Origin of the sequence: Deinococcus aestuarii (assembly GCF_018863415.1) — a bacterium.
Lineage (GTDB): Bacteria > Deinococcota > Deinococci > Deinococcales > Deinococcaceae > Deinococcus > Deinococcus aestuarii.
The window spans coordinates 316,110-338,232 of record NZ_JAHKSN010000002.1; the positions used below are offsets into that span (position 1 = coordinate 316,110).

The 22,123-nt window shown below is 72.4% G+C and carries 23 protein-coding genes; 14 read left to right on the forward strand and 9 right to left on the reverse strand.

Going from position 1 to position 22,123, the window contains the following annotated elements; all coding sequences use genetic code 11:
- Positions 1-34 precede the first annotated feature (34 nt).
- Positions 35-985, forward strand: a complete 951-nt coding sequence (locus IC605_RS04665) for a phosphotransferase enzyme family protein (RefSeq protein ID WP_216319645.1) — start codon at positions 35-37, stop codon at positions 983-985.
- Positions 986-1,031: 46 nt separating this feature from the next.
- Here IC605_RS04665 and IC605_RS04670 read toward each other — a convergent pair whose 3' ends face one another.
- Positions 1,032-1,475 carry an EamA family transporter gene (locus IC605_RS04670; protein WP_216319647.1) on the reverse strand — a complete coding sequence of 148 codons (444 nt, stop codon included), beginning with the start codon at positions 1,473-1,475 and terminating at the stop codon, positions 1,032-1,034.
- Positions 1,476-1,663: 188 nt separating this feature from the next.
- On the opposite strand from IC605_RS04670, the gene leuS reads away from it, so the two are divergent.
- Together leuS and IC605_RS04680 are read left to right on the forward strand one after the other, a co-directional pair.
- On the forward strand, positions 1,664-4,129 hold the full coding sequence (gene leuS, locus IC605_RS04675; protein WP_216319650.1) for a leucine--tRNA ligase: 2,466 nt from the start codon (positions 1,664-1,666) through the stop codon (positions 4,127-4,129).
- A gap of 125 nt (positions 4,130-4,254) precedes the next feature.
- Positions 4,255-4,641 (forward strand): RlpA-like double-psi beta-barrel domain-containing protein, encoded by a 387-nt coding sequence (locus IC605_RS04680; RefSeq protein WP_216319653.1) that lies wholly within the window; start codon positions 4,255-4,257, stop codon positions 4,639-4,641.
- Between the two features lie 44 nt (positions 4,642-4,685).
- Here the strand turns inward: IC605_RS04680 and IC605_RS04685 are convergent, their stop codons facing one another.
- Entirely contained in the window at positions 4,686-4,829 is a 144-nt protein-coding gene (locus tag IC605_RS04685; protein ID WP_216319656.1) for a hypothetical protein, read from the reverse strand.
- Positions 4,830-4,861: 32 nt separating this feature from the next.
- Between IC605_RS04685 and IC605_RS04690 the strand changes: the two genes are divergently transcribed.
- The gene (locus tag IC605_RS04690; RefSeq protein ID WP_216319658.1) at positions 4,862-5,059 is read left to right on the forward strand and encodes a hypothetical protein; all 198 of its coding nucleotides are present in this window, start codon (positions 4,862-4,864) and stop codon (positions 5,057-5,059) included.
- 104 nt (positions 5,060-5,163) lie between these two features.
- On the opposite strand, the gene IC605_RS04695 is transcribed toward IC605_RS04690, so the two are convergent.
- Positions 5,164-5,601 (reverse strand): hypothetical protein, encoded by a 438-nt coding sequence (locus IC605_RS04695; protein WP_216319661.1) that lies wholly within the window; start codon positions 5,599-5,601, stop codon positions 5,164-5,166.
- A 60-nt stretch (positions 5,602-5,661) separates the two neighbouring features.
- Between IC605_RS04695 and IC605_RS04700 the strand changes: the two genes are divergently transcribed.
- Positions 5,662-6,858 carry a lipid-A-disaccharide synthase-related protein gene (locus tag IC605_RS04700; protein WP_216319664.1) on the forward strand — a complete coding sequence of 399 codons (1,197 nt, stop codon included), beginning with the start codon at positions 5,662-5,664 and terminating at the stop codon, positions 6,856-6,858.
- On the opposite strand, the gene IC605_RS04705 is transcribed toward IC605_RS04700, so the two are convergent.
- Positions 6,855-7,559: a polysaccharide deacetylase family protein gene (locus tag IC605_RS04705; protein WP_343216505.1), complete on the reverse strand. Its 705-nt coding sequence runs from the start codon at positions 7,557-7,559 to the stop codon at positions 6,855-6,857. The two genes, IC605_RS04700 and IC605_RS04705, sit on opposite strands and share 4 nt — an antisense overlap.
- Entirely contained in the window at positions 7,556-8,755 is a 1,200-nt protein-coding gene (locus IC605_RS04710; RefSeq protein WP_216319667.1) for an MFS transporter, read from the reverse strand. Before IC605_RS04710 ends, IC605_RS04705 begins: the two co-directional genes overlap by 4 nt.
- A gap of 59 nt (positions 8,756-8,814) precedes the next feature.
- Here IC605_RS04710 and IC605_RS04715 point away from each other — a divergent pair, with 59 nt between their 5' ends.
- Positions 8,815-9,498 (forward strand): glycosyltransferase family 2 protein, encoded by a 684-nt coding sequence (locus IC605_RS04715; RefSeq protein ID WP_216319669.1) that lies wholly within the window; start codon positions 8,815-8,817, stop codon positions 9,496-9,498.
- Here IC605_RS04715 and IC605_RS04720 read toward each other — a convergent pair.
- Positions 9,464-10,663 (reverse strand): glycosyltransferase, encoded by a 1,200-nt coding sequence (locus tag IC605_RS04720; protein WP_216319671.1) that lies wholly within the window; start codon positions 10,661-10,663, stop codon positions 9,464-9,466. The two genes, IC605_RS04715 and IC605_RS04720, sit on opposite strands and share 35 nt — an antisense overlap.
- Positions 10,664-10,919: 256 nt before the next feature.
- Here IC605_RS04720 and IC605_RS04725 point away from each other — a divergent pair, with 256 nt between their 5' ends.
- Positions 10,920-11,972, forward strand: coding sequence for a YkoP family protein (locus IC605_RS04725; RefSeq protein WP_216319674.1), 1,053 nt, complete (start codon positions 10,920-10,922; stop codon positions 11,970-11,972).
- Positions 11,973-12,030: 58 nt separating this feature from the next.
- Here IC605_RS04725 and IC605_RS04730 read toward each other — a convergent pair whose 3' ends face one another.
- Positions 12,031-12,489, reverse strand: a complete 459-nt coding sequence (locus IC605_RS04730; protein ID WP_216319677.1) for a hypothetical protein — start codon at positions 12,487-12,489, stop codon at positions 12,031-12,033.
- A gap of 266 nt (positions 12,490-12,755) precedes the next feature.
- Positions 12,756-14,849: an ABC-F family ATP-binding cassette domain-containing protein gene (locus IC605_RS04735; RefSeq protein ID WP_216319680.1), complete on the reverse strand. Its 2,094-nt coding sequence runs from the start codon at positions 14,847-14,849 to the stop codon at positions 12,756-12,758.
- A 259-nt stretch (positions 14,850-15,108) separates the two neighbouring features.
- On the opposite strand from IC605_RS04735, the gene IC605_RS04740 reads away from it, so the two are divergent.
- The 5 genes from IC605_RS04740 (at position 15,109) to IC605_RS04760 (ending at position 19,660) form a co-directional block, all read left to right on the forward strand.
- Positions 15,109-16,137, forward strand: a complete 1,029-nt coding sequence (locus IC605_RS04740) for a LacI family DNA-binding transcriptional regulator (RefSeq protein WP_216319683.1) — start codon at positions 15,109-15,111, stop codon at positions 16,135-16,137.
- Positions 16,134-16,631 (forward strand): ureidoglycolate lyase, encoded by a 498-nt coding sequence (locus IC605_RS24430; protein WP_216319686.1) that lies wholly within the window; start codon positions 16,134-16,136, stop codon positions 16,629-16,631. Before IC605_RS04740 ends, IC605_RS24430 begins: the two co-directional genes overlap by 4 nt.
- A gap of 87 nt (positions 16,632-16,718) precedes the next feature.
- On the forward strand, positions 16,719-17,741 hold the full coding sequence (locus IC605_RS04750; RefSeq protein ID WP_216319689.1) for a sugar ABC transporter substrate-binding protein: 1,023 nt from the start codon (positions 16,719-16,721) through the stop codon (positions 17,739-17,741).
- Between the two features lie 93 nt (positions 17,742-17,834).
- Entirely contained in the window at positions 17,835-18,830 is a 996-nt protein-coding gene (locus tag IC605_RS04755; RefSeq protein ID WP_216319692.1) for an ABC transporter permease, read from the forward strand.
- A 2-nt stretch (positions 18,831-18,832) separates the two neighbouring features.
- Entirely contained in the window at positions 18,833-19,660 is an 828-nt protein-coding gene (locus IC605_RS04760; RefSeq protein ID WP_216319695.1) for an ATP-binding cassette domain-containing protein, read from the forward strand.
- 77 nt (positions 19,661-19,737) lie between these two features.
- Here IC605_RS04760 and IC605_RS04765 read toward each other — a convergent pair whose 3' ends face one another.
- Positions 19,738-20,250, reverse strand: coding sequence for an Hsp20/alpha crystallin family protein (locus IC605_RS04765; RefSeq protein ID WP_216319698.1), 513 nt, complete (start codon positions 20,248-20,250; stop codon positions 19,738-19,740).
- Between the two features lie 313 nt (positions 20,251-20,563).
- Between IC605_RS04765 and pyrR the strand changes: the two genes are divergently transcribed.
- Positions 20,564-21,112, forward strand: a complete 549-nt coding sequence (pyrR, locus tag IC605_RS04770; protein WP_216319701.1) for a bifunctional pyr operon transcriptional regulator/uracil phosphoribosyltransferase PyrR — start codon at positions 20,564-20,566, stop codon at positions 21,110-21,112.
- Positions 21,109-22,047: an aspartate carbamoyltransferase catalytic subunit gene (locus IC605_RS04775; RefSeq protein ID WP_216319704.1), complete on the forward strand. Its 939-nt coding sequence runs from the start codon at positions 21,109-21,111 to the stop codon at positions 22,045-22,047. Before pyrR ends, IC605_RS04775 begins: the two co-directional genes overlap by 4 nt.
- Positions 22,048-22,123: the final 76 nt, after the last annotated feature.

A 22,123-nucleotide genomic window follows, 5' to 3' on the forward strand; every position in this document is an offset into this window, starting at 1 on the left:
CCGGGGGGCGGCACGGCTCTCGTAACCTGGCCCTGTGACGCCCAGTCCCTTCGATCCAGCGCTCGCCTCCAGGGCGATCACCACCTTCGGGCTCCCGGACGCTCGCCTGACCCTGCTGGGGGTCAGCGACAACACCGTCCTCCGCGTGGATACGCCCACAGGCGACCCGCTCGTCTTGCGGCTGCATACCGCCCCCGACCTCGGTGCCCGCGCCGTCACGTCCGAACTCGTGTGGCTCGACTCGCTCGGCGGGGTCGGCGATGGGGTCTTCCCGCGACCCCGCCGCAGCCTCTCGGGCGAAGGGCTGGTCGAACTCGGCGGCCCGGGTAGGACCCCCTTCGCGTCCCTGTTGACGTGGGTCCCGGGCGACGTGATCGGTGGGCCATTGAACGTAGTGCAGGCGCGACAGGCGGGCGGGCTCCTTGCCGCACTGCACCGCCACGCCGAAGCCTTCGTGCCCCCCGAGGGGTTCGAGCGCCCCACCTACGACCTCGCCTCCTTCCGCCGCCACTGGGAGAACATGCAGACGTTGCTCGGGCCAGCCCGGGTGACGGATCGGGAGGCCGCGACCATTGAGGCGAGCTGGCCGACCTTCGAGGCCCTGCTCGAACCCCTGCACAACGTGCCGGGCGGCTTCGGCCTGATCCACGGCGACGCGCACCCCGGCAACCTCTTGTGGGACGGCAAAACCCTGCGCATCATCGACTTCGGGCGACTGGGCTGGGGAGCGTACCTGTACGACATCGCCTACGCCGTGCTGGACTTCGGGCCCGCCGAGCGCGCCGCGTTGATGGAGGGCTACCGGAGCGTCAGGGGTCTGCCCGGAGGGGTCGAACCCTCCATCAGGGCGCTGACGGACCTGTCGGCGCTCGACAATCTGGCGTTCCTCGCGCGTCAACCCCACGAACACGAGTTCGTCCTTAAAGCCTTGCCATCCGTCGTGGAGGCCATCGCCCGACTGACGGCTGAGCGACCCGCGACCTGATTCACAGGGTGCCCAGGCCGCTCGACGTGTGACCGGCCACCGCCCGTCACCGATCACTCGCCATCAGGTACACCCCGGCCAGCAGCACCAGCACGCCCACCCACCCGCGCCACCCGTGCGGCTCCCGGAAGGCCAGGGCGCTGAACAGGAAGATGAAGGCGAGGCTCAGGCGGTCGAGCGCGGCGACTCCGGCAGTCGGCCCGGTCTTGAGCGCCGCGAAGTACGCCAGCCACGAGCCCGCCCCGCTCATCCCCGCCAGGACGATGAAGAGCCATGCCCGCCCGCTGAGGTCCGTCTTTCCGCTCAGGAGGGGTCCCAGTTGCCCGGTTCCGAACGCCACCGCCACCATCACCAGCGCCATGATGACCGCGCGCAGGGCCGTGGCGAGGGTCGGGTTCACGCCCTCCAGCCCCAGCTTGCCGAAGACGGTGACCCCCGCCCCACCGAGGGCGGCGAGCAGGCCGAGGGCGATCCATCCGGGGGAGTTCATGTGCGCATGATGCGCCCGGCCTCCGCCATTCGGCCCTTTCCCCCAGCCCCCGACTCCTTTACACTGGGGGGCGTGATCCGCTCTGCGCTTACCACCCGGGGACGCCTCGCCTAGCCCAAGGGCCTGAGCGAGTCCGTCCCCGGCTGCGTATGGCCGGGGCGTTTTCTTGTTGCCAAGGAGTGACCCTTATGTCCAAGATCGAGATTCAGGAATCGCGCGCCGAGCGCTACAACCCGCACGCCATCGAGCCCAGGTGGCAGGAAAAGTGGGAGCAAGACGGGCTGTACACCTTCCGCGAGGACCCGGCCAAAACCAAGCACTATGCCCTGACGATGTTTCCGTACCCCTCCGGCAACCTGCACATCGGCCACTGGTACGCGAACGTGGCGCCGGACGCGCGGGCGCGCTGGATGCGAATGCGCGGGTACAACGTCCTGTTCCCGATGGGCTTCGACGCCTTCGGGCTGCCCGCCGAGAACGCGGCGATCAGGAACAACCTGGACCCGGCGGTGTGGACGTACTCGAACATCGAGCACATGACGGGCCAGTTCAGGCGGATGGGCACCATGATCGACTGGTCGCGCCAGTTCGCCACCTGCGACCCCGAGTATTACCGCTGGAACCAGTGGTTCTTCGCCGAGTTCTTCCGGCGGGGCATGGTCTACAAGAAAGACGGCCCGGTGAACTGGTGCCCCAAGGACCAGACCGTGCTGGCGAACGAGCAGGTCGTGGACGGGGCGTGCGAACGCTGCGGCACCCCCGTCGAGCGCCGCAACCTGAGCCAGTGGTACATGAAGATCACCGACTACGCCGACGAGCTGCTGGACTTCTCGGACACCGACATGCCCGAGCGCGTGCGGCTGATGCAGACGAACTGGATCGGCAAGTCGGTGGGCGCCGAGATCACCTTCGACACGCCCGCCGGGCCGGAGACCGTCTTTACCACCCGCCCCGACACCGTGATGGGCGCGACCTTCCTGGTGCTGGCCCCCGAGCACTCCAAGGTGGCAGCATTGACGACCGAAGCTCAGGCCGAGGAGGTGCGCGCCTACGTCGAGGCGGCGGGCCGCAAGACCGACGTGGAGCGCCAGCAGGACAGCGGGGAGAAGACGGGCGTGTTCACCGGGAGCTATGCCACGCATCCGGTCAGCGGGCATCAAATCCCTATCTGGATCGCCGACTACGTGCTGGCGACCTACGGCACGGGCTCGATCATGGCGGTGCCAAGCGGCGACCAGCGCGACTTGGACTTCGCCCGCAAGTTCGGGCTGGAGGTGATCGAGACGGTGCGGCCCGAGGGCGCCGAGCCGATGGACGCGGCGACCGTCACCGAGGCGTACGCGGGCGACGGCATGATCGTCAACGAGGGGCCGCTGCATGGAATGAAGGGCGGCAAGGCGCACATCACCGCCGTGATCGACCGGCTGGCCGAGCTGGACGTGGCGCAACCCAAGACGACCTACCGCCTGCGCGACTGGTTGTTCGCGCGCCAGAGGTACTGGGGCACGCCCATCCCCATCGTGTACTGCCCGGAACACGGCGCGCAGGCCGTCCCCGACGACCAGTTGCCCGTCCGCCTGCCCGAGAACGTGGAGTTCACCCCCACCGGCCAGAGCCCCCTGAAGCTGGACCGCGAGTGGATCGCCACGACCTGCCCCGTCTGCGGCGGCCCCGCCGAGCGCGACACGGACACGATGGACACCTTCGTGGATTCGAGCTGGTACATGTACCGCTACCTGTCGCCGCACGACGACGCGCACCCCTACGACCCGGCGAAGGCCGACCTGATGCCGGTGGACCTGTACACGGGCGGGATCGAGCACGCCATCCTGCATTTGCTGTACTCGCGCTTCTGGACGAAGCTGATGCGCGACATGGGGCTGACGACGCAAAGCGAGCCCTTCCGGGCGCTGCGGAACCAGGGCATCATCCTGGGGCCGGACGGCGAGAAGATGAGCAAGTCGCGCGGCAACGTGGTGGACCCCGACGACCTGGTGCGCGAGTACGGGACGGACACGGTGCGCGCGTACCTGATGTTCATCGCGCCGTGGGAGCTGGGCGGCCCCTGGGACCCCAGCGGCATCAACGGCCCGTCGAAGTGGCTGAGCCGCGTCTGGGCCCTGTACTTCGACGAGAAGGTCCCCGGACCCGAGGAGAAGGTGACGGAGGGCGAGTTGCGCTACGCCGTCCACTCCACCCTGAAAAAGGTCTCGGGCGACTTCGAGCGCCTGAGCTTCAACACCATCATCGCCTCGCTGATGGAGCTGACGAACACGCTGGTGAAGGCCAAGCGTTCCCCCGCGTTCGGCACCCCCGCCTGGGACGAGGCGCTGGACATCTTCAACCGGATGCTGGCCCCCGTCGTGCCCCACATCGCCGAGGAAATCTGGATGGAGCGCGGGGGGTCGGAGAGCGTCCACGTCCAGTCCTGGCCGGAGGTGGACGAGGCCGCCGCCACCCGCGACACAGTGACCATCGGCGTGCAGGTGAGCGGCAAGGTGCGCGGGCAGGTGGAGATCAGCAAGACCGCTTCTCAGGAGGAGGCCCTGAGCGCCGCTCGCGCGAATCCGGACGTGGCGCGCTTCATCGAGGGCAAGACGACGGTGAAGGAGATTTACGTGCCGGGGCGGATCATCAACCTCGTCGTCAAGTAGGGCCCTCATGCCCCCGCCCTATCCACCGAGGCAGGGCGGGGGCACTTCCTCCAACAGAAGACCGCCTGTTTGTCAAATACCACGGTCACGGAATTGGTGTGGGGTGGACGCTAGGGTGCCGCGTTATGAGACGTTACGTGATCGCGGCGCTGGGAGCCCTCGCGCTGGATGGAGTCAATGCCGAGGCGGCAACCTACCGGCTGGCCCGGGTCAGCCATTACAACGCGGTTCGGGCCCAGACCGACCGCACGCCCCACATCTCGGCCTGCGGGCCCACGCGGCGCGGCCAGATCGCCCTGAGCCGCGACCTGCTGCGTCAGGTGGGCTGCGGGGCGCGTGTGCGCGTCACCGTGAACGGTCACAGCCGGGTGTACGTGGTCAACGACACCATGAACAGCCGCTACCGCCGCACGGCCGACATCCTGGTCCGGGGCGTGGGCAACGCGCGCAAGCTCGGCGTGTCCAAGGGGACGCTGACCGTGCTCCGCAAGGGCACCCGCTACCGGGGCTGAGCCGCGCCGGTCCTTTCCCGGCTCCGTCCACCCGGCTCCCGCGTTCACCACGTGAGGCCGCCCTCCGAGGAGTCCTCCGGGAGGAGGTCGGCGGGGGGCTCGTCTTGCGGCTCCTCGGGCACTTCCAGGGCCTCGCGGAGCAGTTGTACCTGCTCGGCATTCGCCTGGGCGTGGGCGTCTTCGGTCATGGGCCCCAGGGTGCCACACCCGGCGCCCGGACATGGCCGCATCTGCGGTGAGTTCGCTCCCCCTCCCCCACCGCTCGGCGGGGCGCGGCCCGCAAGGCGTCCAGGGCGGCACCCACCTCCGGCAGCTTCTCGAACTCGGTCCGCACGGCGAACTCCGGCCGGCACTCAAGGCTCACGAAGTCGTCCCGGTCGTCCCGGGCGAGGGCGGGCAGGGTGAGGCGCCGGGGTGAAGAGCACACCGCGGGCGGGTGGTGTCCAGGCTGTACTCGACGGGGTGTGGAATCATGCGGCGATCTTTCGGCCCACGAGGCCGGGGGAATCTTCCCGGACGCCCTCAGTTCAGACGCCCGGGGCTCGGCGGCCCCTGGACCTCCTCACCCGCGTAGACGGCGGCCACGTCGCGCAGGAGGCGGCGGGCGAGGGCGATCAGGTCGTCTTCCGTGGTGCCCGTCAGGTGGAAGGCGCCGCGCCCGGCGTACTCGACCACGAAGGCCCCGCCCTCGCGCCGCACCCGGACGAGCACCTCGCACAGCCCCAGCCTCAGCCACGCGGCGTGCCAGCCGCCGGGGGGCACGGGCCGCAGGCGGTTGTGGGGATCGGGCGTGAAGTCGAGCGTGACGTTGTTCAGGGGCAATCCCGGGCCGCTCGCGGTGCGCAGGGCGTGGTAGAGGGCGTTCAGGAACGCCTCGCAGGCCCGCTGCTCGGCCTGCCGGGCGTCAGCGGCGCGGCGGATCACGGCTTGCAGGGCGTCGAAGTCGTTCACGCGCCCCATTCCTACCATGTGCCGGGGCCGACAAGTGACCCCCCGCCCGCTCCCGCTATCCTGCCCCGCGTGAACCCTTTCCCCTCCCGGCCCGCCTTTCTCGTCTCCAACGGCACGGCGGAGGACCTGATCGGGGCGCGGCTGCTGGGGCATCTGGGGACCGGGGCGCGGGCGCTTCCCCTCGTGGGCGCGGGCCGGGCCTACACGGGCGTGCCGGACGTGACCCGGTTGGGCGAGGAACTGCGGCTGCCCAGCGGGGGCTTTCCCTTCGGCAGCGCCGCGAACCTGCTCGCCGACCTGCGGGCGGGGCTCGTCGGCGCGTCGCTGCGGCAGTGGCGGGACGCCGGGCGGGCGGCGCGGGGGGCGGGCGCGGTCGTCGTCGTGGGGGACGCCTACGCGCTGATGGTGGGGACGCTGGCGGCGCGGGGGGCGGGGGTGCCCCTCGTCCACGTCCAGCCGCTGCTGAGCGCGCACTACCTGGAGGGGCTGGGGGTGCGCGGGGCCCTCTCCGAACTCAACGCCCTGGGCGCCAACCTCCCGATGCCCTACGAGCTGCGGCTGGCGAGGGGGGCGCGGGCGGTGTTCGTGCGGGACGAGGGGACGGCGCGGCATTACCGGGCGCGGGGGGTGCGGGCGCGCTGGGCGGGCAGCTTCGCGCTGGACGTGCTGCCCCCGCCCGAGCGGGACCTGTCGGCGCTGACGGGGGGGCGCCCGGCTCTCGCCCTGTTGCCCGGCTCGCGGGAGGACCACCGGGAGAGCCTGCCCGTGATGCTGCGGGCGGCGGCGCGTCTCTCCGGCGTGACGGCCCTCGTCGCCTGGGCGCACGGGTGGGACGCCGTGACCCTGCCCGGCGGCTGGGCGCTGACGGTGGAGGACGACCGGACGGCCTGGGCGCGGGGGGAGGGGGCGCGCGTTCCCCTGCTGCGGGGCGCCTTCGGGGCGGTGGCGCGGGCGGCGGACGTGGCGGTCGGGACGGCGGGCACGGCGAACGAGCAACTGGCGGGGCTGGGGGTGCCCGTCGTGGCCTTTCCCACGGGCGGGCCGCAGTACACGGCGGGCTTCGCCCGGCGGCAGGGGCGGCTGCTGGGAGACGCGCTGAGCGTGGTCACCCCCGACCCGGAGGCGGTGGCGGCGGAGGTCCTGGCCCTCCTGCGGGACCCGGCGCGGCGGTCGCGGGCGGCGGTGGCGGGGCTGGGGCGGGTCGGCGCGGCGGGGGCGCTGCCCGTCATCGCCGCCGAGGTGCGGGGCCTGCTCGCGGCGTCCTAGCGACCGTAACTCGCCCGCAGCCGCCGCAGGCCGTCCCGAAAACCGATGGGGCGCGGGGGCAGGTCGCGGAGCAGGGCGGGCGTGAGCCCCCGCGCCCTCAAGCCCTCCAGCAGCCGGTCGAGCAGTTCGGGCGTCCCCGGGGGGCCGTCGTGCAGCAGGATCACGCTCCCGGGGCGCACCCGGGCCAGCGTCCGCGCGGCGAGATCGGCGGCGGGGAGAGCGGTCCAGTCGCGCCCCTCCACGTCCCAGAGGGCGACCCGGCGGCGGGCGAGGCGGGCGAGGAGGCGGGTCAGGGGGCTGTGGCCGCCGTAGGGGGGGCGGTAGAGGTGGGGGCCCGGCTCCCCGGCGCGGGGGTGCCAGCGCACCTGGGCCCACTCGCGCCAGGGGGGCAGCCGCAGGGCGTGGGTGTGCCAGCGCCCGTGCGCCTCGACCCCATGACCTGCCCCGGTGAGCGCCCGCAGGAGGTCCGGGCGCTGCGCGCAGGCCGGGGCGGTCACGAAGAAGGTGGCAGGGGCGCCGTGCCGCGCGAGGACCCCCAGCAGCTCGCCCGTCCGCTCGCCCGGCCCGTCGTCGAAGGTGAGGGCGACGCGGTTCGAGGTCCGGTCTCCCGGTCCCAGCGCCCCCCACCCGGCGGCGCGCCCCAGCAGGTCGGCCAGCAAGGCGGCGAGCGCGGCGAGGCCGAGGACAGCGCCCGGCTTCACGCGGGCTGCGCCGCCCGGCCCTCCGGGAACGCGCGGCGGAAGACGATGTAGGCGGCGGCGGTCGTCAGCGCCAGGATGGCCCCGACCAGAAAGGGGCCCGGCAGCCCGAGCTGCCCGAAGGCGAGGGTGCCGACGAGGGGCCCCAGGGCGGTGCCCGCGTTCTCCACGGTCATCAGGGCGCCCCAGGCCGCCGGGCGCTCGTTCTCGGGGAGGGTGCCGGTGACCAGGGCGGCCCAGCCGGGCGAGATGCAGGCGTAGCCCAGCCCCACAAGGGCCGCGAGGGGGTAGAGCGCCCACGTCGGGGGCGTGGTGGCGATCACGGCAAGGGCCAGGCCGATCAGCCCGAAGCCCACCGTCAGGGCGAGGCGGGCCCGGCCCCGGTCCGCCACCCGCCCAGTGAAGGGCAGGCTGGCGTAGGCGACCACCCCGCCCGCCGCGAGCAGGGCGACCATGCCCCAGTAGTTGAGCCCGAGCTGCGGCCCGATGGTAAAGAGCAGCGGCCCGAGCAGGGTCATGGTCATGTTCTGCACGAAGGCGGCGGGCAGCAGCGGCGCGAGCGCCCGGGCGGCGCGGCGCACCCGCCCCGGCTCGGGTGCCGCGCCCTCCTCCCGGCGCCGCACCGTCCGGGTGGGCAGGGCCAGGGTGGCGAGCACCCCCACGGTCTGCACCCCCAGCGCGATCAGGAGGGGCAGGCTGGCGTTCCCCTGCGCGAGCCCGCCGAGGAGCAAAAAGCCCCCGCCTACGAGCGGCATGACCCCCAGCGCCACGCCCGTGATCGCGCGGCCCTGGTACCCTTCCCGCGCCGCGTCGGCGGTGAGGTTCATCGCCCCCGGCCACATCGCCGCGAAGCCCGCCCCGTGCAGCGCGGCAACGAGGACAATCAGCCACGGCCAGTGCGCCAGCGGCAGCAGCGCCAGGGCCAGCAGGCTCAGGAGCGAGCCCAGCAGCATGACCACCCGCAGCCCGCGCCGGGCGATCAAGGCCCCCGCCGGGCCGCGCATCAGCGTGTCGGCGGCGAAGTGGGCGGTCCACGCCGCGCCCACGGCGGTCAGCGGCAAGCCCAGCGCGGAGGGGCCCGCCTGCGGCAGGTAGGCCGCGTAGACCCCACTGCGCACGAACTCCGCGCAGGCGAGCGCGACGGCGGCGGCGGCGACGGGCCCGAGGGTCCCCGGGCGCAGCGGTGAGCGGCGGGTCACGGCGCCTCCCCCACCGGAGGTACGCCCGGAATTCGGCGACCACCTGCTAGCCTGTGCCCGTGCCGGACTTCACGGTCGTGATTCCCGCGCGCAACGAGGCGAAGTACCTGCCCCTCACCCTGCGCGCCCTGGAACGCCAGCTTCATCCCCCCGCGGCCGTGATCGTCGTGGACAACGCCAGTCAAGACGACACGGCGGCGGTCGCGCGGGCCTGGGGAGCCACGGTCGTCTCCTGCCACGTGCGCGGCATCGCCCCTACCCGCCAGGCGGGTCTCGACGCCGCGCGCACCGGCTGGGTCGCCACCACCGACGCCGACTCGTTGCCCTGCCCCGAGTGGCTCGCCCGCTTCGACCAGGCGGCCGCCGGGCCCGGCCACTGCAACCGGGTGGCCCTCTACGGCCCGATGCGCTTTTGCGGCGTGTCGCGGCCCGTGTCGGTCCTCTCCGAACTCGCCTACGGCACCTTCCTGCACGCCTGCGCGGTGGCCGGGCGCCCCAACCTCGCGGGGGCGAACATGGCCTTTTCGCGCGGGGCCGCGCACCTCGCGGGCGGCTACCCCGACGTGGAGGCCTACGAGGACGTGCTGCTGGGACGGGCGCTGGGCCGTCTCGGCGAGGTCGCCTACGTGCCCGGCGCGCTGGTCGAGACGAGCGCGCGGCGGCTGGAGGGAGGCTGGCTGCCCTTCTTGTGGCGCCACGCGCAAAACCTCAGCGGTCATACGCGAGGGTATTTCGGGGAGTGAGGGCCCCGGCCTCCACCGGGAACGGGACCACGCGCGGCACCCCCAGCACCCCCGCGTACACGTCGAGCACCCGCTCGGCCACCCCGCCCGGCGTCCAGGCCGTCCCGAAGGTCCGCGCGCCCCCCGAAAGCCGCGCCCACAGCGCCGGGTCCCCCAGAATCTCGGCGGCGTGCCCGCGCAGCGCGCCCACGTCCCCGGGAGCGACGAGATACCCGCTCTTCCCGTGCGCCACCCCGCTCAGCGTGCCGCGCGCCCCGACCGCCACGACGGGCACGCCCATCAGTTGCGCCTCCTGAAGGACGAGGCCCTGCGTCTCGGTATCGCTGGCGAAGAGGAAGAGTTCGGCGAGGCGGTAGTACGCCCCGATCTCGGTCCAGGGGCGCACGCCGAGAAACGTCACCCGGTCCGCCACGCCCACCCGCTCGGCGTGCGCGCTCAGGTGCTCGCGCTCCGGCCCCTCGCCCAGCACGACGAGGTGGGCGTCCGGCAACCCGGCGAGCGCGTCGAGCACGAGGTCAAAGCGCTTCTCGCGGGCGAGCCTTCCCACGCTGAGGAGGCGGCGCTTTCCGGCGGGCCAGGGGTTCTGGATGGGGGGGGCCTGCCGCAGCACCTCCGGCCGGGCGGCGGTGGGGATGACGACGGGGTTTTTCACGCCCATCGCCTGGGTCACGTCGAGCATGGCGGCGGTGGGGGTGATCACGGCCTGGGCGCGGCGGTAGTACAGGCCCATGACCCGGGTGACGATCCGGGTATGCCGCTGGATCGGGGTCAGGCCGGGGAGGTAGTGGGTGTACGCCTCGACGTGGGTGTGGTACGTGGCGACGTGGGGCACCCGCCACTTGCGGGCGAGCCGCGCCCCGGCGAGCCCCAGGGTCAGCGGCGTGTGGGTGTGAACGAGGTCGTACTTCTGCTCGAAGTCCTTGCGGGTGGGCCACGCCAGGCGGTAGGTCGGCAAGAAGACGTAGCGGACGCTGGGCGCCCGGCGCACGTCGGGGCGGGTGTCGTCCGCATCCGGGCCGTGCCCATCCGGAAAGGAGGGGGCGACCACCTCGACGTGGTGCCCCCGCGCCCGCAGCTCGTCACTGAGGAGCCCGACGCTGGTGACGATCCCGTTTTGATCGGGCAAGAAGGTGTCGGTGAACAGGCCGATCCGCAGAGGTCTCACATGCCCCCCGCATCCGCCTGGTTGTTAAAGGAATGCTGAAGCGTCATTGCCCGAGAGCATACGACGCCGAGGCTGACGGGCGCCTTCATGGGCCTTCAGAAATCCTCACGCGCGCGGGGTCCGGCCCGGGGCAGCTCGCGAGAAGGGGGCGGCCCCCGGGCAGGGTTCCAGGCCGTCGAGAAGCGAACAGGGGGCGCCGCGCACAGGCCTGGATGCCCCGGACACGCGGCCACGGGGCACCGCCCTAGAGTGGCGCATGGCCGCTCCTCGCCGAATCGTCCGCCTCCGGACGCCCCTTTCCGTCCTTCGGCGGGCCCTGACCCGCGCCGGAGCCCACGGCGCCCTCCACGGCGGCCACCCCGGCGACCCGCGCGTGGGCCTGACCGTGCCCGTCGCCGAACCCGCCGAACTGCGGGAGGCGCTCGCCGCCCTGGAGGCGGCCGGGGTGCGGGCCACGCTGCTCGCGCCGGTGGGGCTGGCGACCCTCGACCCGGGGGCGCTGCGGCTCGCCACGGGGGCCGGGCACGAGGTCGCCGGGCAGGGCGACCCCGCCGGGCTCCCCCGACTCGACGTGGCGGCGGGGCAGCCGGTCACCGTCTGGGCCTCCGACGAACCCCTGGGCCTGGGCCGGCCTCCCGCTCTGGCCGCGCGGGGCGTGCGGCCCCTGCCCCTCCCCTCCGGGACGCCGGAACCGGGGCTGACCCTGCGCGTGCCGCCCGCCGACCTGCCTGACGCGCTCGCCCGGCTGGGGGCGCTCGGCTACCGTCCCGTGCCCGTGCGGGAGGTGCCCGGATTGCGGGCCGCCACCCCCCGCGACCTCCTGATCCACGTGTACCGCCGCGTGGTGGACGACCGCTTCGCCCGCGCGCACGGCGTCCTGCCCCTCACCGAGCGGGCGGACGCCGTGATGCGGGTGGCGCTGCGGCCCATGCCGGGGGCGCTGCCCTTCCCGCCCGGCAGCCTCACCGCCGAGCTGCACCTGCACAGCCCGCGGCTGGTGGGCCTCAATGCCCGGGGCTCGCTGACCGCCTACCGCGCCTACCAGCGGTCGCTGCGGGACGTGGCCCGGGCACTCAGGGAACGGCCCGGGTTCGCGCAGGCCCGCGCCGTCTTCGCCGTCACCCTCTTTCACGGGCCGCTGGAAAGGAGCGGCTTCACGGTGGTCCGCCTGCCCCCCGCGCAGGCCCGGCTGTACGGGCTGGGCTTCCGGGTGATGCGGCTGGTGTACGGCACGAAAGTCTCCCCCTCCGAGACCGAGCCCCGGCTGGCCTGGATGGAGCGGGAGGCGTTCCTGGCGCGGCACGGCTGAGCCAAAGAAGCGGGGCCGCCCCCCCATTCCGGCGGACGGCCCTGCCTGGTGCCCTGACCTAGCGGCTGACGCTGACGCTCGCGCGGGGTTCGAGCGCGTAGAAGGCGACCACGGCGACGAGGGTGCCCACCCAGCCGGGCGCGGTGCCGAGGTCCAGCTCGAAGGGGCGGCCCAGCACCGTGCTGCCGAGCTGGCCCTGGAGCTTTTCACCCTGCTGCTGGGCCACCACGTTCCAGCCCACGATGGGCTCGCCGAAAAAGCCCGTCACCCGGTCCACGCCGCGCAGCACGAGGCGCTGGCCGCCGACGTTGCCGCGCAGCTCGCCTTCTTCGAGTTCGATCCGCACCGGCTCGTCACCGACGGTGCCCTGCACGCCGCGCTCGGTGATCTCCAGCTCGATGTCCTTGCCGTGGAGCCTGCCGCCCGCCCGGCCCGTGATGCGGTCCCCGTCGATGGCGCAGCGCACGCCGTACCCGCCCTGCTCGCCGCCCAGACGGCCCTTGATGAGGTCTTCCATGCCGGGGAGTATAGCGGGGCCCGGTCAGGGGGCAGGGGTCCGTGAAAAAAGACAGGGACGGCCCAGCCCAGAAGAGGGGAGGGGGCCCACCTGACCCCAGTCACTCCCCCTGCAAACAGCTCTGCGAGTCCGCTCCTCCGGGCCACCACCCCTTCAGGGAGGCCGGGGAAGCGGGTTCGGCTCCCCTCCCGGGGGAGTTGCCCGAGGAGTCGACTCGGGCGAACGCTCCCGACCTCGAACATGGCGTGGGGGCCGCCCGCTCCCGCTCACGCCTGACCGCGCCCCGGCGCCACCCCGATGCGCTCGAAATAGTCCCGCCGCGTCAGCACCGGCCCCCCCTCCCCCAGCCGCGCCCGGCCCACGTTCCAGCGCTCGAAGAGAAGCCGCAGCGCCCCGCCGAGGAGGGCCGCGCCGTACCACGCGGGGGGCGGAGTGCTGAAGCGCAGGGTGTGGCCGTCCCAGGCGAGGTGCGGGCACCCCTCGTCGCGGGCGGCCCAGAACATGCCGCCGACTTCTCCGAGGCGCTGGGCGCGGACGGTCAGCGGCGGCTCGCGCACCTCGGCGTCGAACTGCGGCGCGGCGAAGGCCTGCCCGTAGAGGTCATAGAGGTGGGTCTGAAGCTGATGTGCCTGCGCCCGCAGCCGGGCCTCCTCCCGCCCGGTGAGGGTGCCGGGGGGCGCGTCGAGCCCACGGCGCACGTCCGCGAGTTGGGCCTCGATGACCGCCAGACGTTGACGGGGGGTGGGGGGGGGCGGCGGCGGCGGCGGGTCGCCCGTCAGCGTGCGGGCGGGGTCGGTGTACTCGCGGCTGCCCCACCCGGCGACCTCTCTGAGCCCCGCGTCCTCGATCACCCACAGCCGGGTCGCCACCTCGCGGGCGAAGCGGCGGTCGTGGGTGACGATCACCACCGCGCCCCCGTAGGCGTGAACGGCGTCTTCGAGCGCCTGAAGGGCCTCCACGTCGAGGTGGTTCGTCGGCTCGTCGAGGAGCAGCAGGTCGGCGCGCAGGGCGCTCACCAGGGCGAGCCCGGCCCGCGCCCGCTCGCCGCCGCTGAGCTCTGAAGGGGTCTTCGGCCAGTCGGCGGCGACGAAGCCCGCCCGGCCCAGCAGCGCCCCCGCCCGCTCGCCGAAGCGGCGCTCGAACTGCGCCCGCAGCCCCTCCCCCGGCGTCAGGCCGTGCCACGTCTGGTCGAGGCTGGCGACGCTGACCCCGCTTGCCACCCGCAGCACGGGTTCGGGGCCGCCGGGTGCGGGCGGGTCGGGGTGCGTCTCGCCCGCGAGCAGCCGCATCAGGGTCGTCTTGCCCGTGCCGTTCGCCCCCATCAGGGCCACCCGGTCACCCTGGCGCAACTTGAAGGCCACGTCTTGCAGCACGGCCCGGCCCCCGTAGCTCCTGGAAAGGTGCTCGCCCCACGCGACGAGCCGCGCCCGCGCCGTGCCCGCGAGCAGGCGCATCCTGATCTGGCGCTCGGGGAGGGGCGCTTCCGTGACGGGCAGGCGGTCCACCCGGGACCTCAGGGCCCGCGACCGCCTGCCCCACTCGTCCAGCCGCTCGGCGCTGCCCGAGAGGCGGGAGGCCTCACGCCCACTCAGGCGGGCGGCGCGTTCCCGGGTGCGGCGTTCCAGGTCGCGCTGGGCGCGCGCGCGGGAGTAGCCCCCCGGGTACTCGCTGGCCTCCCCCCCTTCCAGCCACAGGCTGCGGGAGGCGACGGCATCGAGGAAATCCCGGTCGTGGCTGGTGAGGAGCACCCCCCCCGGAAAGGCGCGCAGGTGGTCTTCGAGCCACTCGCGCATCCGCACGTCGAGGTGGTTGGTCGGCTCGTCGAGGATCAGCAGCTCCGGCTCGCGGGCCAGCGCCAGCGCGAGGGCGAGGCGGGTGCGCTCGCCCCCCGAGAGGGTCGCCGCCTCGCGGAAGGTGAAACGGGTGAGGTCGAGGACGCCGAGCGTCCGCGCGGCGCGGGCGGGCCAGGTGTAGGCGCCCGCATCCTCCAGCCGCGCGTGCAGGGTGCTCCAGGCGGCCAGCGTCTCGGGGTCCCCGAGGTTCGCCTCCAGCGCCAGCAGCTCGGCCTCGGGCTCGCGGTAGGGGTGCGCCGCGTCGATCAGGGCGCGGACGGTCAGGCCGGGCGGGGGCGCGTGGTGCTGCTCCAGCACGCCCACCCGCAGGCCCGGCGAGCGCCACACCGTCCCCTCCTCGGGGGTCAGGTCACCCAGCAGCACGCGCAGCAGGGTGGTCTTCCCCGCCCCGTTGCGGCCCAGCAGCGCCACCCGCTCGCCGGTCGCCACCGACACCGACACGTCCGCCAGCACGGGCCGCTCCCCGAAGGACAGCGAGAGGTCGGCGGCGGCGAGCAGGGTCGGCATCCGCGCGGCAGGCTAGCGCAGGCGCCGGCCCGTCACGGCGAGCCTTCCCCCGGTTGGGCTCCGCCTTCCCAAGCGGGGCCTTGAGGAAAACTTGACATTCGCCCGGAGAGGCCCCACACTACGGGCATCAAGAACTGAAATCGTTTGCACCGCCCCGGTGCCCCTCGGGCCGGACCCCGGCCCCCTGCCTGGCGGACGACCTCCAGGACGCTCCCGTGCCGTCGCCCCTCCACCTTCTCGTGAAAGTGAAACCGTTTGCATGATCGGTCTAGAGGACGTGGCAAAACTCGCGCAAGTCTCCCCGGCCACCGCGTCGCGGGCGCTGAGCCGACCCGAACTCGTGGCGGAAACGACGCGGGAGCGGGTGCAGGCGGCGGCGCGGACGCTGGGCTACCGGCCGAACGTGCTGGCCCGCAGCCTGCGCCAGCGCGGGAGCCGCACGCTGGGGCTGGTGGTGACCGACATCCTCAACCCCTTCCACGCGACGCTCGCCAAGGGTGTGCAGGACGTGGCCGAGGCGCAGGACTACACGGTGCTGATGTTCAACTCGGACGAGGAGTCCGCCAAGGAGCGCCGGGCCTTCGAGACCCTGCGCGGGCACCTGCCCCGGGGACTCATCGTGGTGCCCACACCCGCCACCCACACCAACCTCGACCTGCTGCCGGGCCTCCCGGTGATCGAACTCGACCGGGCGAGCGGGCGCGCGAACGCGCACACGGTCCTCGTGGACAACGAAATGGGGGCCTACCGGGCGGTGTCGTACCTGACGGGGCTGGGGCACCGCCGCATCGGCATGGTGGTGGGGCAGCAGGACATCTCCACGGCGGTCGAGCGGCACGAGGGCTACCGCCGGGCGCTTCAGAGTGCGGGGATCCCCTACCGCCCCGAACTCGTGCGCCCCGGACACCACCGCGAAGGAGACGGGCGGGCGGCGGCCCACGCGCTCCTGAGCCTGCCGCCCGGGGAACGTCCCACCGCCCTCTTCGTGGGCAACAACGAGATGACGGTGGGCGCCGTGCTCGCCCTGCGCGACCTGGGCCTGAGCCTGCCGGGAGACCTTTCCCTGGTGGGCTTCGACGACTCGCGCTGGGCGCAGACGATCCTCCCGGCCCTGACGGTGGTCGCGCAGCCCGCCTACGACCTCGGGGCCCTCGCCTGCCACACCCTGCTGGGCGTGCTGGAGGGCCGGGAGGTGCCCACCTCCACCCGGCTGCACACCACCTTCATCGAGCGGGACTCGGCCGCCCCCCTGGTGACGCCGCCCCTCCAGAAGGCAGGTGCCCGGTGACCCCTCCCGCGACGCTCTCCGCCCTTCCGCTGGAGGCCGACGCCTTTGCGCCCTTCGGCGCGGTGCTCGGGCGTCCGGCGGGCGAGCCCACCCTGGACCGGGGCGACATCACCTTCTGGCACGCGACGGGCGACCTCGCGGGGCTGGCGGGGAGTGGGGTGACCGGGCACCTGATCGCCCACCAACGTGACCCCCTCCTCACGCAGATCGAGCGCCACGTCCGCACGCCCGAGGTCTTCCTGGCCCTGGACGGCCGCAGCCTGTTCGTGGTCGGGGCGCCCGGCGAGGCCGACCCGGTGGGCCTGCGCGCCTTCGTGATCGGGCCGGGCCAGGGCGTGCTGCTGCATCCCGGCACCTGGCACTGGGCGCCCTATCCCATCACCCCCACCGCCACCTTCCTGCTCGTGCTGCGCGCCGAGACGCCGGAGCACGACATCGAGACCCTGGACATTCCCCCGCACCGCCTGGAGGCCCGCGCCGTGCCGAGCCCCTGACCCCGGTCCCTGCCCCCGGTGTCCTCTCTGACACCGCTTCTGTCCGCCCCCGGCCCTCCGCCCCTTCACTCACCCCAGGAGAAGACCATGCGCACCCCCACCAAGCTCGTGACCGCCGCCCTCGCCGCCACCACCGTCCTCGGACTCGCGCTCGCGCAGGGGAATCAGCCGGTGATCGGGCTGATCACGAAGACGGACACCAACCCCTTTTTCGTGAAGATGAAAGAGGGCGCCCAGGCCGAGGCCAAGCGCCTCGGGGCCCGGCTGATGACGGCGGCGGGCAAGGCCGACAACGACAACGCTTCGCAGGTCACCGCCATCGAGAACATGGTCGCGGCGGGCGCCAAGACCATCCTGATCACCCCGTCGGACTCCAAGGCGATCATCCCGGCCATCAAAAAGGCCCAGGCCCAGGGCGTGCAGGTCATCGCGCTCGACTCGCCCACCGACCCCGCCAGCGCGTCGGACGCCCTGTTCGCCACGAACAACTTCCAGGCGGGGGTCCTGATCGGGCGCTACGCGAAGGCCGCGATGGGGGGCAAGCCGCTGAAGATCGCCACCCTCGACCTCTTCCCCGGCCACCCGGTGGGCATCGCCCGGCACAACGGCTTCCTGGCGGGGCTGGGGATCAAGGACAGCTCGGGCCAGGCGATCACCGCCCAGACCCCGGCCAACGTGGTCGGCGGCGTGGTGGTGTGCGCGCAGGATTCCTTCGGGGATCAGGCCAAGGGGCAGACGGCGATGGAAAACTGCCTCCAGAAGAACCCCGACATCAACCTCGTGTACACCATCAACGAGCCCGCCGGGTACGGCGCCCACCAGGCGCTGAAGAACGCGGGCAAGGACAAGGCCGTGATGATCGTCTCGGTGGACGGCGGCTGCAACGGCGTGCGCGGGGTGCAAAGCGGCGTCTTCGCGGCGACGAGCCAGCAGTACCCGCTGAAGATGGCGGCCCTCGGCGTGGCGGCGGGGGTGGACTTCGCCAAGTCCGGCAAGAAGGTCAAGAGCGGCTACACCGACACCGGCGTGAACCTGATCGCCGCCAAGGCGGTGTCCGGCGTGCCCAGCCAGAGCGTGCAGTACGGCCTCGCCAACTGCTGGGGCAAGTGAGCCCCGGCGCCTGAGGCGCGCCCCAGACCCACGGGGAAGGTCCGCTCCAGGCTGGCCTTCCCCCGTTCTCACCCGCAAAGGAAGACCCGGCGCATGACCACCCCTCCTGCCCCCCTTGCCAAGGCCCCCGACCGCCTCTCCCTGCGGGAGCGCATCCCCAACATCGCCATCCTGGGACCGCTGCTCGCGCTGCTGCTCGCCGTCATCTTCTTCTCCACCCAGTCCGACCGCTTCCTGAGCCCGCAGAACTTCTCCCTGATCTTCCAGCAGGTCTCGTACGTGGCGGTGCTCGCCATCGGGCAGACATTGATCATCCTGACCTCGGGCATCGACCTCGCGGCGGGCGTGATGATGGCGCTCGGCGGCGTCGTGATGACCCGGCTGGCGGTGAACTCGGGCCTGAACCCCTTCCTCGCCATTGGGCTGGGGCTGCTCGCCACCACCTTCATCGGGTGGATCAACGGCCTCCTGATCACACGGCTGCGCTTGCCTCCCTTCATCGTGACGCTGGGGATGTTCGGCATCGTGTTCGGGGTGACGCAGGTGTACTCGCGCTCGGAGACGGTCTCGAACCTGCCCGCGCCGCTGACCTTCTTCGGCTCCACCTTCCAGATCGGGACCACGACCTGGACCTACGGCACCCTGTTGATGCTGGCGCTGTACCTGCTCACCCACGTCATCCTGACGCAGACCTCGCCGGGCCGTCACCTCTACGCGGTGGGCAACAACCCCGAGGCCGCGCGGCTGACGGGCATCCCCACCACGCGGGTGCTCGTGATGGTGTACACGCTGGCGGGGCTGACCTACGGGATCGCCGCGCTGCTGCTGACCGCGCGCACGGGGGTGGGCGACCCCAACGCCGGGCAGACCGAGGCGCTGGCGTCGATCACCGCCGTCGTGCTGGGCGGCACCTCCCTCTTCGGCGGGCGGGGCGCGATCATCGGCACGCTGCTGGGGGCCCTGATCGTCGGCGTGTTCACCAACGGCCTGACCCTGATGGGCGTGCCCTCGGTGTACCAGTACATCATCACCGGCCTGCTCACCATCCTGGCGGTCGCCGTGGACCAGCTCTCCCGGAGGAAGGCGTGACCATGCAGACCTCTCCCTCACAGGCGGGCGCCGTGCCGCTCAGCCCTCCCGTTCCCACCGTCTTCGAGGCGCGGCAACTCGTCAAACGCTACGGCCACGTCACGGCCCTCGACGGCGTGGACTTCGAGTTGCGGCAGGGCGAGATCCTCGCCGTGATCGGTGACAACGGGGCGGGCAAGTCGAGCCTGATCAAGGCGCTCTCGGGGGCCGTGGTGCCCGACAGCGGCCAGATTTTCCTCGACGGCCAGCCCGTGCACTTTCGCAGCCCCATCGACGCGCGGCGGCAGGGCATCGAGACGGTCTATCAGGACCTCGCCGTCGCGCCCGCCATGACCATCGCCGAGAACCTCTTCCTGGGCCGCGAGCTGTACCGGGGCGGCTCACTCGGGCGGATGCTGCGCTTGATCGACAAGAAGCGGATGCTGACCGAGGCGACCGAGCACATGAAGACCCTCCAGTTCTCCATCCGCTCGATGACCCAGCCCGTCGAGACCTTATCGGGCGGCCAGCGGCAGGGGGTGGCGGTGGCCCGCAGCGCGGCCTTCGCCCGGCACGTCGTCATCATGGACGAGCCGACCGCCGCGCTGGGGGTCAAGGAGGGCAACATGGTGCTCGACCTGATCCGCCGGGTGCGCGACAAGGGGCTGCCCGTCATCATCATCAGCCACAACATGCCCCACGTCTTCGAGATCGCCGACCGTATTCACATCCAGCGGCTGGGGCGCCGCGCCGCCGTGGTCAACCCGCGCAGGCTCAGCATGGCGGACACCGTGTCGGTGATGACGGGGGCGCTGGAACCCTCCAAGCTCTCGCCGGACGTGCTGGCGTAGCGGTCAGCTCTCAGCCGTCAGCGAAACGCAAACTCCCGCCGAGGCGATCCCCGGCGGGAGTTTCGTTTGGAAGAGGCTTATGCGCCCTGGGTGCTCTCGGCGTTCTGCATCTCGGTCGCGGGCGTGTCCGAATCGCCCTGCCCAACGTCTACGGTCCTGGGCGCGTTGAGTTGCCCACCGCTGCGAACCTGCACGGTGCGCTTCTGGGCGGCCTCGCTGCGGGGCACGGTCAGGGTCAGGGTGCCGTGGTCGAAGTCGGCCTCGACCTTGGTGAGGTCGTACTTCGCGGGCACGCTGAAGGTGCGCGAGAAGGTCCCGTAGGCGCGCTCGACGCGGTGGGCGGTGCGGCCCTCGCCCCGGGTGTAGGTGCGCCTCGCCTGCACGGTCAGCGTCTGGTTCTCGGCCTCGATCTGGATGTCGCCGGGCTGCACGCCGGGCAGGTCGAGGGTGAGTTCAAGGCCCCCCTCGTCCTCGTGCACGTCCACGGGCGGGGCAAGCCGGGCCACCTGGCCGCTCACGCCGCCGCCGAACGCACGGTCCATCCGCTGGGTCAGTTCCTCGATCTCACGAAAAGGGTCAAAACGCATCAAGGTCGTTACCTCCTGTGACTGGAAGCGGCTCGGCAGCTCCTGCATCGCCTCCCGCTCAACTGCCTATAGCTTAAAACCTGAGTGCCAACGTGTCAAGTTTAGTGCGTCTTTAAGGGGGCGGTAAGGCTGAGCTCTGGTCGTCCCCTCCCCACCCGCCTCGCCCCGGTGTACACTCCCCGAGGCAAAGGGCGGCTGGTCCGCCCCCCGGCCTTTCTCAGCGGCCCCGTGAGGCAGGAGAAGGAGCGAAGATGCAACAGGGTTTGATGGGCCGACAGCACGCGCTGGGCGGCGTTTTCTATGGCCGAGGGCAGGCATGACGCCGAAGGCCACCATCCTCACCGCCGACGAGGTGCGCCGGGCACTGACCCGCATCGCGCACGAGATCGTGGAGCGCAACCGGGGGGCCGAGAACCTGGCCCTGATCGGGATTCACACGCGGGGCATCCCGCTCGCGGACCGACTCGCCGCGAAACTGAGCGAGCTGGAGGGGGTGGACGTGCCCACCGGCAGGCTCGACATCACCCTCTACCGCGACGACCTGACGGAGATTGCCCGGCAGCCCATCATCCGCGAGACGCAGGTGCCCTTCGACCTCGCCCGCAGAAGGGTGATTCTGGTGGACGACGTGCTGTACACGGGCCGCACCGTTCGCGCGGCGCTCGACGCATTGATCGACCTGGGCAGGCCCGAAGGCATCCAGCTCGCCGTCCTCGTGGACCGGGGGCACCGCGAGCTGCCCATCCGCGCCGACTATGTGGGTAAGAATCTCCCGACCGCCCGCACGGAGGTCGTCAAGGTGCGGCTCACCGAGACGGACGGGGTGGACCTCGTGGAGTTGCACGACGTGGAGACGCTGCGATGACGGCCTCCACCCTCTCCCGCCCCCGGCACCTGCTCGACTTCCAGGGCTGGTCCCGCGAGCGGCTGACGGCCCTTCTCGACAACGCGGACACGATGGGTCAGGTCCTCGACCGCCCGGTGAAGAAGGTCCCGGCGCTGCAAGGGCTGACGGTCTGCACGGCCTTTTTCGAGAACTCCACCCGCACACGCGTCTCCTTCGAGCTGGCCGCCCGGCGGATGAGCGCGGACGTGGTGAGTTTCGCGGCAGGGGCGAGCAGCCTCTCCAAAGGTGAATCCCTGCGCGATACGGTGGAGGTGCTGACCGCCTACAAGGTGGACGCCTACGTCGTGCGGCACCACGCGGCGGGGGCGGCGCATCTCGTCGCACGCTATTCCGGCAAACCCGTCATCAACGCGGGGGACGGGCGGCGGGCGCACCCCACCCAGGCCCTCCTCGACGCCTACACCGTGCGGCAGGAGTTCGGCACCCTGGAGGGCCTGACGGTCGCCATCATCGGGGACGTGCGGCACTCGCGGGTGGCGCGCAGCAACGCGGAACTGCTGCCGCGGCTGGGAGCGAGGGTCGTGCTGTGCGGTCCGGCGACCCTGCTTCCTCCCGACCTCGCCCGCCTGCCCGGCGTGACGCTGACGACCGACCCCCGCGAGGCCGTCCGGGGCGCGCACGCCGTCATGGCCCTGCGGCTCCAGCAGGAGAGGATGGACGCCGGGTACCTCGCCAGCCTTCAGGAGTACGCCGACACGTATCAGGTGAACGAACGCCTCATGGCCGAGGCCGAGAGCGGCGCCATCGCCCTGCACCCCGGCCCCATGAACCGCGACCTGGAGATCAGCTCGGACACCGCCGACGGCCCGCGCAGCCGCATCGTGCGGCAGGTGGAGAACGGGCAGGCGGTCAGAATGAGCGTGCTGTATCACCTGCTGGTGGGGCGGGAATAGTTCTCCCTCTCCCCTTGCGGGAGAGGGCCGGGGTGAGGGGGCGTGTGACCAGCGAAGACGAAGCCAAGATGCCCTG

Bases quoted from the DNA above. Each gene is read 5' to 3' on its own strand.
- IC605_RS04670 (WP_216319647.1), bottom strand. From the start codon at position 1,475: ATGAACTCCCCCGGATGGATCGCCCTCGGCCTGCTCGCCGCCCTCGGT.
- leuS (WP_216319650.1), top strand. From the start codon at position 1,664: ATGTCCAAGATCGAGATTCAGGAATCGCGCGCCGAGCGCTACAACCCG.
- IC605_RS04680 (WP_216319653.1), top strand. From the start codon at position 4,255: ATGAGACGTTACGTGATCGCGGCGCTGGGAGCCCTCGCGCTGGATGGA.
- IC605_RS04685 (WP_216319656.1), bottom strand. From the start codon at position 4,829: ATGACCGAAGACGCCCACGCCCAGGCGAATGCCGAGCAGGTACAACTG.
- IC605_RS04690 (WP_216319658.1), top strand. From the start codon at position 4,862: ATGGCCGCATCTGCGGTGAGTTCGCTCCCCCTCCCCCACCGCTCGGCG.
- IC605_RS04695 (WP_216319661.1), bottom strand. From the start codon at position 5,601: ATGGGGCGCGTGAACGACTTCGACGCCCTGCAAGCCGTGATCCGCCGC.
- IC605_RS04725 (WP_216319674.1), top strand. From the start codon at position 10,920: ATGGCCGCTCCTCGCCGAATCGTCCGCCTCCGGACGCCCCTTTCCGTC.
- IC605_RS04730 (WP_216319677.1), bottom strand. From the start codon at position 12,489: ATGGAAGACCTCATCAAGGGCCGTCTGGGCGGCGAGCAGGGCGGGTAC.
- IC605_RS04735 (WP_216319680.1), bottom strand. From the start codon at position 14,849: ATGCCGACCCTGCTCGCCGCCGCCGACCTCTCGCTGTCCTTCGGGGAG.
- IC605_RS04740 (WP_216319683.1), top strand. From the start codon at position 15,109: ATGATCGGTCTAGAGGACGTGGCAAAACTCGCGCAAGTCTCCCCGGCC.
- IC605_RS04750 (WP_216319689.1), top strand. From the start codon at position 16,719: ATGCGCACCCCCACCAAGCTCGTGACCGCCGCCCTCGCCGCCACCACC.
- IC605_RS04755 (WP_216319692.1), top strand. From the start codon at position 17,835: ATGACCACCCCTCCTGCCCCCCTTGCCAAGGCCCCCGACCGCCTCTCC.
- IC605_RS04760 (WP_216319695.1), top strand. From the start codon at position 18,833: ATGCAGACCTCTCCCTCACAGGCGGGCGCCGTGCCGCTCAGCCCTCCC.
- pyrR (WP_216319701.1), top strand. From the start codon at position 20,564: ATGACGCCGAAGGCCACCATCCTCACCGCCGACGAGGTGCGCCGGGCA.
- IC605_RS04775 (WP_216319704.1), top strand. From the start codon at position 21,109: ATGACGGCCTCCACCCTCTCCCGCCCCCGGCACCTGCTCGACTTCCAG.